A 12,027-nucleotide genomic window follows, 5' to 3' on the forward strand; every position below is an offset into this window, starting at 1 on the left:
ATGCAGCATGACCACAACTTTCGAGCAAATCAAAGCCTTCTATAAGTCGCACTGGGATACGCTCGGCATCTTCGATTTATCGATGTTGGCTTCCCACTGTGCGATGAGCATTCCGACCGGGAACGCGATCGAAGTTTCTCATTTCGACGGATATATGAATCGAAAAAAGCAGATTCAACCCGTCGATCGCACTGATGCGGCGGAAACATTGAAACTCGTTTCTGAATCATTAGCCAATCGCCTAAAAACGATGTCTGTGGCGGAATTGGAAGAGTTCGATCGTATGCAGCGGATCATCAATGGTGCATCCGAATTGCCAAAACGACTTGCTGATCCAAATCTATGAAAATCGGTAATTTCGTCGTTTGGCGTAATTGTCCGGGGCATCTATCAGCATTTGCCAGAAATCAAATTGTTGAACTGAATCAAAGCGGCGATCGCGCTCGGTTGCGATATTTCAAGGATTTCATCCCGGTTTCAGAACTGGAATTAGTCGAACCAACTGAGGCAGAGAAACGACTTTGCAGAGCTTATAACCTGCCAGTTTCAAACGATTGGGATGATTCCGATTTCTGGTAACAACTCAAAAGCCGATCGCATTGCCGTAGGAAAGTTCTGCGATCGGCTCTATCCCCCAACATTTGCACATTTAGGAGATTTTCTAATTATGGACGGAATCAGCTACACACCCGGATCTGTTCCGACTTACTACGATGGCAAATTGCATGATGCTTGCCTAACGTACGGCAGTCTCTTTGAGCAGTTCACCTTGATCGAAAAGTTCGATATCATCGCTGCGATCGGGCTTTGGGGCGGTTACTGTGCGGAAAATGATCCGATTCCCCTAGCGCGTTACATCGAGTATCACCTGCGAGATTTTCAAGAGTCGGATGCCAAAGATATGTTGACCGAGTTGAGTGATGCTTATTCCTCCCCGATTGAAATGATGGGATTACTCAAGTCGATCGCAAATCAAATCAGCGATGGAATCTGGTTGGAGGACGCAGCATGACCCCAGAAAGACACACGAGAAACATCATCGCAGGCGTTCTGATCGGACTTGCAATCCTGCAATTGATTCCGGTACTGCCGATCGCGTTCGATTTTCTCAAGACTCGCATTCAGCAAGACTTTGGAGAGGATCTGAAATGAACTATCACAACGATGACGGATCTACCACGGGCGGAATTATCACAGTGATTTGCATTGTGATTGCCTTCGGTTTTGGTTACTGGGTACGTGATCAAGGAGTGCGAGTGCAAGTCAACATCCCCGCGATCGAACGGAGGGCAAAATGAGCTTAAATCTCCCTCTCAAATGGCAAGTTCCAGTATTAGGAGCGATTCTTGCTGCAACTTGCCTACCGACTGCAATCACACTTTATCGACAGTCTGATGCACAAATGCAACAGAAGAACGCAATCGAGCAAGAGCAATCCGAGCAATCGGAAGCTATTCGCACCGCACTAGACCGAGCTAAACGCTGCATTCTGATTGACGAACGATTTCCCCTAGTCGAAGGCGGAAACGTTTACTACGACCCAACGAGCCGCACTAATAAACGGCTACTCCCATCAGGAACGCCACTTTGTAGCGCGTCATCAGGATTCACGGCAGAGGTCGATCGATTCGGCACTGTCAAGGACATTCGACAAGCACCGATCGAGCAAATCAGACAAATTTTGAAACAACGAGGACTCATCTAATGGCATTACGCGCACAAGACAAAAGCACAGGAAAAACAGATCCCGTCCGCACTGGAAACCGGGATTTTGATGGCAATCGATTCAAGCCTAAGTCAGTTAATGACAAGGCTGAAAAGTCAGTCGGTGTCGATACCGGGGCACAACTCGGAGATTTCATCGAAGGACTCGTGACCCGTCTGCTCAGTCCATCGGTGATGATGGTCGCGGGTTATGTGGGCGCGGGTGTTTGTCTCGCGATCGGGATTCATGCTTACGGTCGGTTACTGATTCCAGCACTTGCAGGGAGTTTACCAATCCCGCTCGATTATGCAGCAGGAGTCGCGCTCTCGGTTGTATTGGGGGCTGGACTGCAACTGCTCGAAATCTTCCCGCGATTGGATACTTACTTCCCCGGTACTGCCGAGCAATTAGCAGTGAAGTTGAAGCTGTCCCCAGTGGCGCAACCGAAAGCAGATCGTCACTCGCCTTCATTGCTTCCACAAGCAACCGACATGGCTAAAACCAGTTCTGAACGGTTGTTTAAGGATATGCAGGGAGCAAGCGCGATCGCGTATGGTATCGAGACTCTAGGCGCGTTGTGGGCATTCCAACTGATTACAGCAGGAACCTTGAACGTACCAGGAATCATCGGAGCAATCATCGCGGTTGTCGGATTCGAGATTTGTCTGAAGTTCTCTAGCTGGATGAAGCAAATTCGCCTTACTGCGCGTCAATCCCGCCACTATCGGGAGCATCAGCGCAGATTGAGATCAGAAGCCGCACAAGACTTCAATCCGCAACAGCCTAAATAGTCAAAATGCCCTAGAGACAGCCATCTCTAGGGCGATTTTCAGTTGATCAAGTTTTAGGAGTAATCAACCGATGGGATCTAATCTAACCCGGTACAACCAAACTCAGGGCGATCGTGCAACAGCTTCTCACGATGAATCACTGTTTGGTCACTACGTTGAAGAATGCGGCTGGACGGTCAAGGAAGCTTTGGAAAATCTTGCACCGATCGCAAAGCAAACTTATGCTCAAACGGTATCAGTTGCAGGCTGGGCGAAGTGGTTGGCGGTTGGAGGTTCTGTAGTTGGGCTGCTCGGAGGTGGGACGGTGGGACTGATTGGAGCATTACCGATCGGCGCGGCGTTCCTTGCGTTCTGTGCATTCCGAGACGCGCAAAGCTGCATTCCGAGACGTGAAATTGAACTACGAGCATTGAAGAATTGCCCTGTGATGCTCGATCTAATGTACGGTTGCCATCTCAAAGGTATCGAAGCAAAAAACCTGATTGCAGCGTGGGACATCTTTCTAGATAACTACGCTCAATCGGGCAATGCTGACGGGAATTTGATGGCTCGTGAGTATTTGCGGATTCTGGACAGTTTGAGCGTAACGATCGACCATACAGGCGCTCCAATACCTCCCGAACCTCCACAAGTCGCACCTGCATATCAACCGAGTGCAAACACTCAATTAGGCGCGATCGAGGTTCAAGCCTCGCAATCCACGCAACCTTTCACAATCCCAATCGCATCCCCAGAGTCAAAGCTGTTCGATTGGAATCAATTGAACACTGCCTATGATGATTTTCCTCATCTGCTTCTATTGGGAAAAACCGGAGCGGGGAAATCATTTCTAGCTGAGAAGATGGGGCGATTTCTGGATGGAACAACGATCGTGATTACTCCCAAGAAAAAGCCGAAAGACTTTACCGGAATGCAGGTGATCGGAGTGCCTTACGACTTCAAGACGATCGCAGCAAACATCACGGGATTAGCCACCCTGGTACGCGATCGAGAAGCCGAAATGAACCAGACCGGACAAGAATCATTCATGCCGATCAACGTGGTTTTAGACGAAGTGCCTACCTTTGTTGCTGGGTGCAAAGATATCGGGCTGGATGTAGTCAAGGATTTGAAATTCATTATTCGCGCAGGCAGGACAAGCAAAGTTCGATTGATTCTGCTAGCTCAAGGACAAGAAGTGAAAACACTTGGAATTGAGGGAGAAGGCAGTCTAAGAGACAATTTGAGCTACATCTACCTCAAGGGATTTGCAGAGAAACAGGCTCAAGATTTGAAGCTGGACATCTCGAAGTACGATCGCCCGTGTTTGATTGATGGCAAAGTCGCGGACATCTCGAAGCTGATTGCGATGGCTCCAGATGCAACGCCGCATGAAGTTGTTGAACTCAAGCCCACGGCAACGCCGCAAGATTTAGAGCGGATGTATAACCTGCCATCGGTTGAAGTCGAACACGAGACAGAGGAGGATGTCACCGAATCCGCCTCGTCGCTTTCCGCAATCAGAGCGGCATTTCCAAACTGGAAAACCAAATCGATCGAGGTTGCCTCGCTCATGGTTGATTGGCTTCAATCGCGATCGGATAAATCATTTGCACCATACGAAATCCGAAAGTCAATTCGACGCATCAAAGACGATTCAAACCTGACCACTGAACGATTAAAGCTTGCTCTTGATGCTTTAGTTTCGGCTCAAATTCTGACTGAATCAGACGGCAAATATACGATCGCACCCGATACCGACGACTACGATTTTTAAGGAGCATTATGGACTTTCAGGACGTGGTACAAGCGACTCAAACTGGGCGATCGTTCAAGATTAAACAGCCTCGATTCTGGGTGTTATGTGCGCTCTATTTGCCAGATGAAATCGCAGAGAAATTACCCGCGATCGACGTTGCCAAAGTGCGAGGGCAATATCTTTTGGGGTTCAACTTCAAACCCGTTAAAGGCGAATACTTTCCTTATTGCAGTCACATCTGGCAAGTGGCGAATAATCCGATACAGTTCCCCGCTCGGTATAAAACAACTGGACGTAAAGACTCACCGTTTATCCTCGCCAAATTTGAATCGAGCTACGAGAACGAAGCCGAAATGTTTAGCAGAATGTTAGAGCTTTCAATGAACAGTTAGGACGCTCTGACGAGACACGAGACACGAATCGGAGGTGTGCTAGAAAATGACGAGACACCTTGTCTCGTGGTTGTCTCGTCCTGTCTCGTGGGTTTTGTCTCGTGATCCTGTCTCGTCTGTCTCGTGAATTACAACGAAGAACGATCGCGCAATCAAACTATCAACAAATCACCCCATTACCAACCATGAACGCAACAGAAATCTATCAATGGATTCAGAAGGAAATGAACGCCGCTAGAGTGAGAAAACTAGGCTGTAACCCGCTGTCAGAATTGGCGATGTTCAAATACTATCAAGGCAGGCAGGAAGCTTATCAAAACTGTCTTGATGCACTTCAAGAAGTTGCAGCAGTTGAGGTTAGAAAATGAATTGCCCTAGATGTGGAAGCGATCGCGTTTCTCGCAACGGATACAACCGATTGAAATCAGGCAATGCGCCAAAGCGCTATTGTCCGAAATGTCGAAGAACATTCCAAGAACAAAAGAAGGGGAAATAAACTATGTATGACTTTGAATTGCCAAATGAATTAATTCTGATTGCAGCGCAAGCGATCTCTGATAATCGTTGCGGAAAAATGCGGTTCTCAATGCTCGATACGGGAGAATATCAAGTTTTGATTTACCTCGATTCAAGCGTTGGTTCTGATGCAGATGATATTTATTTCATCGTGCGATCGCGCTCTAAATTGCCGCTCACCTGCGTAGTCGCTGATTTATATTCTGGGTGCATCGATCGACCAGAAAAGCAGTTCACATCGTTCGATGATTTGGTGCAAGAAGCGATCGGGTACTACACGAGTTGAATGCTGCTATCGACAAAACGGAATAGTGGAGAGAACGCGATCGATAAGTTTTTCATTTTTGGCGAATCATAGTTCGATCGTGCTTTCTCGTATTTTCGTTGCATCAAAAATCGACACAAACCAAGAGGGTAAGTTAGCGCGATCAACAATGCTACGATCGCGCTTCTCAAATCGCTAGAGTTGGCACACAGAGCGCAAATTCAGCGTTTACTTTCTCGTTTCTAAATCCGTCCCTTTTGCTGACATCAAACTTGATGTCAGCCTTTATATCTTGTGTATTGTCTGCCGTTTGTCTGACGATCGCGATCGTGTATTCGCTTTATTTAAACTTATGTACCTGTTGCTGATTTCGGAAAATTATATACACTTGGATTACTTTGATTTTCAATTCATTTGTACCAACTGTAGAGGGTAATCATGGAAAACCGAGAGCCAAAGAGGGATAGTGTGATTCTGCTTTCTTTGCAGGATTGGCAAGTCGCACACATCCGCGAAACGATTCCAGCGTATTCGCGATCGAAGCGGATTCGCGAAGCAATGGTCAGTGCTGGTTTGATCCCGAGTGAACCGCCACAAAAAGAAACATCGGAGGCGGCATAGTGCTTTCTCCGATGTTTTCTCAATTTCTCATTTCTGAAGCATCAACTTGCAGGAAGACCGCTTCAGAATTTGTTTTCAATTTGAATAGGCAATTCAATGAAACTATCCGTCATAATAGCCTTCCCCAAGGCTCTACGAAACCACTCCCGCGATACTTCTCATTATCAATCGCGCTCTGATTTATCCGTCAAACTTATTAGCGATCCTATTGTATCGCTAAAGAGCGAATCGAAACAGTCTCGATCCAAACAATTAGGATTACTTGCTGAATCATGGGCAGTTTCGACAACTCCCGATCTAATTCTGTTGCCAGTCCCCCGAAATCTCGCGCTTGAAGCCGATCGCTTCTACGTCTCATGCGGTGATTGGTTCGCAGGCGTTCAACTGACAATAGAGCAAGCCTATCGAGCTATCGAGCTTTGCGGCAAAAACCGAGAGCCGGATCGAATTTGGTGGGCGATCGAGCGGGCGATCGATGGAGGTCTGAAATGATCACCTCTCAAGGATTCGTCACCTCGAAACCAATTCCCACGAAGAAATCTAACCCGTGTCCAGTTTGCGACAACTTTAGCGGCAAATGTCGCACGTTCAACGATAAGCCGTTAGTGCTTTGTATGGGCGCGGATTCCGCTCCGGGCTGGAAGAATCTAGGGTTTGACCGATCTGGACTCTGGCAGCAATTCATCCCAGACGCAGAAACAAAGTTTGATCGCGCAGAATGGCAACAACGGAAACGGGAGCCTCAACCCGTGGAAGTACCACAAACTATGAGCGTAGAGGAACGCGATCGCTTTTATCGTGATTGGTTGGCGAAAGGTTCACTGAATGAGCGCGATCGTGCTGATTTGCAGCGTAGAGGCATTACCGACTTCTCGATCGCAGTTTCCAGCCCCATTGGTTATGCTTTCCCCTTCAAAGGGTTAGACGGGCACTACGTCGGGGCACAGTGGCGACTTGCTGAATGCGAGGATGGCGGACGGTATCGCTGGCATAACTTGGAGGGCGGAAAATACTTTCCGGGCACTAACGAATTGCCGATCGCGGTTTATCCCGTCGATTCTCCGAAGGGGATTGCGTTAGCCGAAGGGACGGGCGTTAAGCCGTTGCTGGCATCCAAGCGACTCGGAATGATTACGATCGGCGCGGCGGCTGGAAATCATATCGCTTCTCCAACCCAACTAAAGGCAGTCTTTGAGGCGTTCCCGGATCTGTCAGTTGTGATCGTTCCTGATGCTGGCGATATTCTGAATCGTCATGTGATGGGGCGGTACGATCGCGCTATTCAAGAATTGCGCCAGTGGGGGATTGAGCCTAAATTCCTTTGGTGGGAACAGCGCACAAAAGAACAAAACGATATTGATGAGGCAACACAAGCCGAAATCGAATCGGCTCAGTCGCTAACGTGGGAAGAATTCGAGACTCTAACCGATTTCAAGCCGAATCAGAATCAGGCAGAGCAAGCCGAACAATCACAGCGAGACCGCTTAATCAATAAGCGTGTGTTTCGTTTCCGTCACTTCTGGAATAATTTGCAGCGCGATTTCTTACTGCCGTCGATCGTCAATGGCAATGAAATCCGGTGGCAAACCTATCAAGGATTCGCACCGACCATCGATCTATTCTGGGATACAACCTGTTTGCAAGGTTGGCTAGGTGCTGGAAAAACTGAGGCAATGTTGCGATCGCTGATTCCGTTCAAAGACAAAGCGATCGTGTGGGTCGCACCCAGAAATGGACTATTGCGACAGACAGCGCAACGGGCTAAACGTCTCGGCTTCAACGTCTACCACTATCAAGATGATCCAGGTACGCATCGATCGATACTTGAAGCGGGTGAAGCAGGAATCTACTTTATGGCTCCTGATAGCTTCAAGCCTTATGCAGTCAGCAAAGTCGAATGGGAAAACACGATTCTCGTGATCGATGAATTCAGCGGCATTCGTAAAGAAATCCTTGGCAAAACTACCGAACTGCCACAGGTTACGGATGCGATCGCTCGATGTGCATCGCTGCTTGTGGCGGACGCTTTCTTGAGTCAAATCGATATCCGTGTCATCCAGAAACACCGATCGGGTTCGATGCAAATTCTGAAGCAAGAATTCAAGAAGTCCTCAGTACGGATCAAGTGGCTGGAATGCCGCAATAAATCGGGTGATATCTCTTTCAGTCATGAAGGGATTTATTATTCACTGCTCGATCGTTGGATTGAGGAAGGATTGAAGCGAATTGCGATCGCAGTCGATTCAATTCACATCGCCAAAATGCTCGATCGCTACCTCAAATCAAAAGGGGTGAAGACTTGGATCGTTTGTTCCGAGACTCCGCAGGAAAATCACACCTTCATGCCTGATCCGGATAGCGTGATTGAACACGGCAGAATTCAAGCTGTGATTTATACTCCTACTGCTCAATCTGGATTAGACATTCAGGCGAAATTCGATCGCGGATTGCTGATTTGTACGGGAACGCTTGCACCGACTCAAATGCTGCAAATGCTTGGTAGATGTCGCCAGTGTCCAGAATGGTACGTTTCCGCTCCGAGACACTCAGGCAATCCCGAATGTGTGACCCCATCACTTGACGGCAAAAAGATTCAGCATTGGGCACAACAAATCGCGCAAACATTCACGGATTTGGGCTTCAATGTGCCAATAGAAGCGCAAGGATGGGCAGTTTGGGAAGATTGCATCTGCGATATCGAAAAGGCGTTTACGTCGGAATACGTGCGACATCTGCTCGATCATTTCTTCGAGTCGGTTGAAGTTCTGGAAGTCGAGAGCGATCGCGTTTCCAGGTGGCGAAAAGATGCTCAGATTCTTAAGTCTGAAGACGCTGAAAGGACGCTGAAAGCCAATCTAGAGAACGGCTATCGACTAATTGACGAAGAGAAGCAACCGACGCTGAATTCTGAAGTTTGGGATATCAAATTGGCTCAATTCCACACGAAATATCCAAGGATTGCAAATAAAGCGATCGCTGATATTGGAGTCGAAGAATTTGCACCGGACGCGATCGAGATGACCAAGCTGTTTCAATCGCGACGGGTAGAAAAGCTTAAGAACTACGTGAGGGCAACTGAACCAAACGAACAGGACGATCGCGACCTGTTTCAATATCTTCAGGAACGTCCAACGCATTACAACGCTGGCAGCTTTAAGACGATGCGAAATCTTCAACTCTTCCGATCGCTCAATCTGGGTGCATTGGCATCAGTCACCGATGCTAAGGAACTCGAAGTGGATGTAAATGCTTATCGTGCTGAAAGTCCAGCGATCACGGAACTGTATCGGCGGTTTCAAGCGAACCCCCAATTAGCGAAACTGTTTCCGACGATCGACTCGCAGAAAGCATTCTTCGATCATCTCAAAGCTTGTATGTCTTATCTGGGCTACGAGAAGGGCAGTAAGTCAATGAGGGCTAAAACTGAGGAACTGAACCCCAATGGCAAAGACCGCAAAGAAAATCAGCGATTCAGCAAGTCTAAAACGTTTCATTTTGTGTTTTGGCTTGTGATGGAATGTAGCGGCTCTGCCTACTTCCGAGCAAATCTCCAACTGATTCTTGAGGCAATTCGCGATCGTTTATCTACCGAACGTGACGATCGAGCCAAACGCAGGGAAGAGAAAGCGCGGTACGAGTCGCCACACCCAGGATGGGAGGCATACGCCGCATGATCGAAAATTCCGAATCGAATATCGAGCAATCATCAGATCCGAATGATGTTCGCTTGCGATGTCATCGATTGATCGATCGCATTGCCAAACGACCCGGATCAGCGAAACTGCTGCAATCCGCAGAACGAGCATTAACCCTTTTTGCAAATTACAAGAAGAATCGCAGCTATGAGCGGTAAGACTTGGTACTTTACAAACGAAGCAGCGATCGCGCTTGATTTGCCTGCCGAAAAACTGAGAGAGTTATATCGATCGGGAATGTTCAAGATGGGATTCCACGTTAGAGATGTATCCCCGAACGGCTCGAAGCGTCCGACGCTGCAATTTCATGTTGTCCGATGCCAGGAGCAGCTTTGTACGCCTCCTGAAAAGCGCAAAACTTACTAATTGAGCAATGAACCTAAAAGAAGTAAATGCACGTCTCAAGGCGGCAAAAATCGGCATATCCGTCGAACAGAATGGCGATCGTCTGCATCTGCGCGGAATGTTTCCACCGAAACCAGGCGAAACCAAGCGCAAACAACGGGAAATCGCGCTCGGTGTCTATGCGAACCCTTCAGGATTCAAACGAGCAGAGGCGCAGGCGCAGAAAATTCGATCACAGATTGATTTGAACGAATTTAACTGGCTCGATTGGGATGAAAAGCTCAGAATTGCAGCCGAAATCAAGACAACACGCACCATAGGGCAATGGGTCGAGCTATTTGAAGAGGATTATTTCAACCGTCGATCGCGAACTCCAAAATCAGAAACCACATGGCGAACCGACTATAAACAGCCATTCGGACAACTTCCACCAGATGCAACGCTAACACCTGAGATTCTGCGTCAGTCAATTTTTGAGACTGAACCAGACACCCGAAATCGCCAGCGGCGTTGTATGGCTCTGGGGCAATTAGCGAAGTTTGCAGGATTTGAATTCGATGCCACTGCATTAAGAGGGGACTATTCACCGAAACGATTGAATCCGCGTGACCTGCCATCTGATAAAGAGATCAGCGCATGGCGCGATCGCATTCCTAACGAGCAGTGGCAGTACGCATTCGGCTTGATGGCTTGCTATGGACTGCGGAATCATGAGCTATGGCATATCGACTTAGAACGGCTTAAAGAGTCTCCAGTGCTGAGTTTGACGGAAGACCTAAACGGAGGTGGCAAGACAGGCGCGAGAAGAGTTTGGGCGTGTTACCCGGAATGGTGGGATATGTGGCGATTGTGGGATGTCAAGATGCTTCCGAAAGTCACGGGCAAATCAAATTCTGATTTGGGAAATCGGGTGACTCATGCTTTCAAGCGTTACGGAATCTCGAAACCTTACAATTTGCGGCATCGATGGGCAGTTCGCACGATCGAGTTTGATATTCCCGTCGAACTGGCAGCGCAACAGATGGGACATAGTTTGAAGGTGCATCACGAGATTTATCACCATTGGATTTCTGATGACGTGCATCAGAGGGCATTCGATCGCGCAATGCAGCGCAGCGATCGACCGTTGCCACCGTGAAAAAAATCCCCCTAAATTCCCCCTAGATTTGGCTGATATTTCAGAACAATCCAGGGTAATTTAGTACATTCGCTCAACTGAAAAAGCCCGATTTTATAAGGGTTTTCGCCTGTATCGCTGTGGTACAGGCGTTTTTATTGTGTGGTCTGAAAATCCTCGTGTCACGAGTTCAAGTCTCGTTCCTGGCATTCTAGTCACATTAAGTCAAAAGCCCAGAAGAAGACCCTCCTAGGCTTTGCTTTTAGCAATTTCATCTCAAAGCATGACTTTTCTGTTGGGTCCTTTTAGACGAGTTTAGGTCAGAATTGGGGGAAGATTGGAGGAAATTCTAGAAGAAGAAAAATAAGGGCGACGTAGACTAGAGGACATCTTCCCCCAAGGAGTTCCTTATGTATTCGTCACAGTTGCAGGGTAAGGCTGGTGAGGGTTCTGTTCAATTCAACAATACGAAGGGTCGCCTGCAAATCGTCTTTTCCTATCCGGTCGAAGAAAATGGCGAGATTAAGCGCGAGCGATCCTACATTTCGACGGGTTACATTGCGTCGTTCCTTAGGAGTGTGAATTTAATAACTCCGTTTGCTTGGCGAATAGAATTCGCAGTTACACAGACAAAACCCGCAACGGCGGGTTGAGAAACTGGCTGTTAGTCCGCGTGGGGCGGACTTTGTTTGTATAGTCGCAAATTCTATTCGCCGGACTTATTTAATTCACGATCCTTAGGAATGAGGCAACGTTTGTCGTGAATGTTTGAGCGTTCACGGTATCGGTTGCGGTTTTCACGCATAACGCGAGACTGTTCACGGTGACAAGCAGCGCAGATA

At 47.9% G+C, this 12,027-nt stretch carries 19 protein-coding genes; all 19 read left to right on the forward strand.

Going from position 1 to position 12,027, the window contains the following annotated elements; translation table 11 throughout:
- Positions 1–7: 7 nt before the first annotated feature.
- The 19 genes from ACQ4M5_RS17545 (at position 8) to ACQ4M5_RS17635 (ending at position 11,838) form a co-directional block, all read left to right on the forward strand.
- Positions 8–346, forward strand: a complete 339-nt coding sequence (locus ACQ4M5_RS17545; RefSeq protein ID WP_430676945.1) for a hypothetical protein — start codon at positions 8–10, stop codon at positions 344–346.
- On the forward strand, positions 343–579 hold the full coding sequence (locus tag ACQ4M5_RS17550; RefSeq protein WP_430676946.1) for a hypothetical protein: 237 nt from the start codon (positions 343–345) through the stop codon (positions 577–579). The genes ACQ4M5_RS17545 and ACQ4M5_RS17550 overlap by 4 nt, the downstream gene beginning before the upstream one ends.
- Entirely contained in the window at positions 560–1,012 is a 453-nt protein-coding gene (locus tag ACQ4M5_RS17555) for a hypothetical protein (RefSeq protein ID WP_430676947.1), read from the forward strand. Before ACQ4M5_RS17550 ends, ACQ4M5_RS17555 begins: the two co-directional genes overlap by 20 nt.
- Positions 1,009–1,152, forward strand: coding sequence for a hypothetical protein (locus tag ACQ4M5_RS17560; protein WP_430676948.1), 144 nt, complete (start codon positions 1,009–1,011; stop codon positions 1,150–1,152). Before ACQ4M5_RS17555 ends, ACQ4M5_RS17560 begins: the two co-directional genes overlap by 4 nt.
- Entirely contained in the window at positions 1,149–1,298 is a 150-nt protein-coding gene (locus tag ACQ4M5_RS17565; RefSeq protein ID WP_430676949.1) for a hypothetical protein, read from the forward strand. The genes ACQ4M5_RS17560 and ACQ4M5_RS17565 overlap by 4 nt, the downstream gene beginning before the upstream one ends.
- Positions 1,295–1,705: a hypothetical protein gene (locus ACQ4M5_RS17570; protein ID WP_430676950.1), complete on the forward strand. Its 411-nt coding sequence runs from the start codon at positions 1,295–1,297 to the stop codon at positions 1,703–1,705. Before ACQ4M5_RS17565 ends, ACQ4M5_RS17570 begins: the two co-directional genes overlap by 4 nt.
- A complete protein-coding gene (locus ACQ4M5_RS17575) occupies positions 1,705–2,496 on the forward strand; it encodes a hypothetical protein (protein WP_430676951.1) in 792 nt (263 codons plus the stop codon). The genes ACQ4M5_RS17570 and ACQ4M5_RS17575 overlap by 1 nt, the downstream gene beginning before the upstream one ends.
- 70 nt (positions 2,497–2,566) lie before the next feature.
- On the forward strand, positions 2,567–4,252 hold the full coding sequence (locus ACQ4M5_RS17580; RefSeq protein ID WP_430676952.1) for a hypothetical protein: 1,686 nt from the start codon (positions 2,567–2,569) through the stop codon (positions 4,250–4,252).
- Positions 4,253–4,260: 8 nt separating this feature from the next.
- Positions 4,261–4,626, forward strand: coding sequence for a hypothetical protein (locus ACQ4M5_RS17585; RefSeq protein WP_430676953.1), 366 nt, complete (start codon positions 4,261–4,263; stop codon positions 4,624–4,626).
- A gap of 101 nt (positions 4,627–4,727) precedes the next feature.
- Positions 4,728–4,994, forward strand: coding sequence for a hypothetical protein (locus tag ACQ4M5_RS17590; protein ID WP_430676954.1), 267 nt, complete (start codon positions 4,728–4,730; stop codon positions 4,992–4,994).
- Complete coding sequence (locus ACQ4M5_RS17595) at positions 4,991–5,122, forward strand: IS1/IS1595 family N-terminal zinc-binding domain-containing protein (protein WP_430676955.1); 132 nt, start codon at positions 4,991–4,993, stop codon at positions 5,120–5,122. Before ACQ4M5_RS17590 ends, ACQ4M5_RS17595 begins: the two co-directional genes overlap by 4 nt.
- A gap of 3 nt (positions 5,123–5,125) precedes the next feature.
- Entirely contained in the window at positions 5,126–5,428 is a 303-nt protein-coding gene (locus tag ACQ4M5_RS17600; RefSeq protein WP_430676956.1) for a hypothetical protein, read from the forward strand.
- A gap of 417 nt (positions 5,429–5,845) precedes the next feature.
- Entirely contained in the window at positions 5,846–6,028 is a 183-nt protein-coding gene (locus tag ACQ4M5_RS17605; RefSeq protein WP_430676957.1) for a hypothetical protein, read from the forward strand.
- Between the two features lie 96 nt (positions 6,029–6,124).
- Positions 6,125–6,520, forward strand: a complete 396-nt coding sequence (locus ACQ4M5_RS17610; RefSeq protein WP_430676958.1) for a hypothetical protein — start codon at positions 6,125–6,127, stop codon at positions 6,518–6,520.
- Positions 6,448–9,702, forward strand: coding sequence for a DEAD/DEAH box helicase family protein (locus tag ACQ4M5_RS17615; RefSeq protein WP_430676959.1), 3,255 nt, complete (start codon positions 6,448–6,450; stop codon positions 9,700–9,702). The genes ACQ4M5_RS17610 and ACQ4M5_RS17615 overlap by 73 nt, the downstream gene beginning before the upstream one ends.
- Positions 9,699–9,881 (forward strand): hypothetical protein, encoded by a 183-nt coding sequence (locus tag ACQ4M5_RS17620; RefSeq protein ID WP_430676960.1) that lies wholly within the window; start codon positions 9,699–9,701, stop codon positions 9,879–9,881. The genes ACQ4M5_RS17615 and ACQ4M5_RS17620 overlap by 4 nt, the downstream gene beginning before the upstream one ends.
- Positions 9,871–10,089 carry a hypothetical protein gene (locus ACQ4M5_RS17625; protein ID WP_430676961.1) on the forward strand — a complete coding sequence of 73 codons (219 nt, stop codon included), beginning with the start codon at positions 9,871–9,873 and terminating at the stop codon, positions 10,087–10,089. The genes ACQ4M5_RS17620 and ACQ4M5_RS17625 overlap by 11 nt, the downstream gene beginning before the upstream one ends.
- Before the next feature lie 7 nt (positions 10,090–10,096).
- Positions 10,097–11,206, forward strand: coding sequence for a hypothetical protein (locus tag ACQ4M5_RS17630; protein WP_430676962.1), 1,110 nt, complete (start codon positions 10,097–10,099; stop codon positions 11,204–11,206).
- Positions 11,207–11,595: 389 nt separating this feature from the next.
- Complete coding sequence (locus ACQ4M5_RS17635; RefSeq protein ID WP_430676963.1) at positions 11,596–11,838, forward strand: hypothetical protein; 243 nt, start codon at positions 11,596–11,598, stop codon at positions 11,836–11,838.
- Positions 11,839–12,027: the final 189 nt, after the last annotated feature.

Source organism: Leptolyngbya sp. AN10 (assembly GCF_050565645.1).
Classification (GTDB): Bacteria; Cyanobacteriota; Cyanobacteriia; order Leptolyngbyales; family Leptolyngbyaceae; genus Leptolyngbya.

Excerpts from the sequence above, each read along its gene's own strand:
- ACQ4M5_RS17625 (WP_430676961.1), top strand. The coding sequence starts at position 9,871 with ATGAGCGGTAAGACTTGGTACTTTACAAACGAAGCAGCGATCGCGCTT.
- ACQ4M5_RS17635 (WP_430676963.1), top strand. The coding sequence starts at position 11,596 with ATGTATTCGTCACAGTTGCAGGGTAAGGCTGGTGAGGGTTCTGTTCAA.
- ACQ4M5_RS17600 (WP_430676956.1), top strand. The coding sequence starts at position 5,126 with ATGTATGACTTTGAATTGCCAAATGAATTAATTCTGATTGCAGCGCAA.
- ACQ4M5_RS17630 (WP_430676962.1), top strand. The coding sequence starts at position 10,097 with ATGAACCTAAAAGAAGTAAATGCACGTCTCAAGGCGGCAAAAATCGGC.
- ACQ4M5_RS17575 (WP_430676951.1), top strand. The coding sequence starts at position 1,705 with ATGGCATTACGCGCACAAGACAAAAGCACAGGAAAAACAGATCCCGTC.
- ACQ4M5_RS17595 (WP_430676955.1), top strand. The coding sequence starts at position 4,991 with ATGAATTGCCCTAGATGTGGAAGCGATCGCGTTTCTCGCAACGGATAC.
- ACQ4M5_RS17570 (WP_430676950.1), top strand. The coding sequence starts at position 1,295 with ATGAGCTTAAATCTCCCTCTCAAATGGCAAGTTCCAGTATTAGGAGCG.
- ACQ4M5_RS17565 (WP_430676949.1), top strand. The coding sequence starts at position 1,149 with ATGAACTATCACAACGATGACGGATCTACCACGGGCGGAATTATCACA.
- ACQ4M5_RS17560 (WP_430676948.1), top strand. The coding sequence starts at position 1,009 with ATGACCCCAGAAAGACACACGAGAAACATCATCGCAGGCGTTCTGATC.
- ACQ4M5_RS17555 (WP_430676947.1), top strand. The coding sequence starts at position 560 with ATGATTCCGATTTCTGGTAACAACTCAAAAGCCGATCGCATTGCCGTA.
- ACQ4M5_RS17550 (WP_430676946.1), top strand. The coding sequence starts at position 343 with ATGAAAATCGGTAATTTCGTCGTTTGGCGTAATTGTCCGGGGCATCTA.
- ACQ4M5_RS17585 (WP_430676953.1), top strand. The coding sequence starts at position 4,261 with ATGGACTTTCAGGACGTGGTACAAGCGACTCAAACTGGGCGATCGTTC.
- ACQ4M5_RS17545 (WP_430676945.1), top strand. The coding sequence starts at position 8 with ATGACCACAACTTTCGAGCAAATCAAAGCCTTCTATAAGTCGCACTGG.
- ACQ4M5_RS17605 (WP_430676957.1), top strand. The coding sequence starts at position 5,846 with ATGGAAAACCGAGAGCCAAAGAGGGATAGTGTGATTCTGCTTTCTTTG.
- ACQ4M5_RS17580 (WP_430676952.1), top strand. The coding sequence starts at position 2,567 with ATGGGATCTAATCTAACCCGGTACAACCAAACTCAGGGCGATCGTGCA.
- ACQ4M5_RS17620 (WP_430676960.1), top strand. The coding sequence starts at position 9,699 with ATGATCGAAAATTCCGAATCGAATATCGAGCAATCATCAGATCCGAAT.
- ACQ4M5_RS17610 (WP_430676958.1), top strand. The coding sequence starts at position 6,125 with ATGAAACTATCCGTCATAATAGCCTTCCCCAAGGCTCTACGAAACCAC.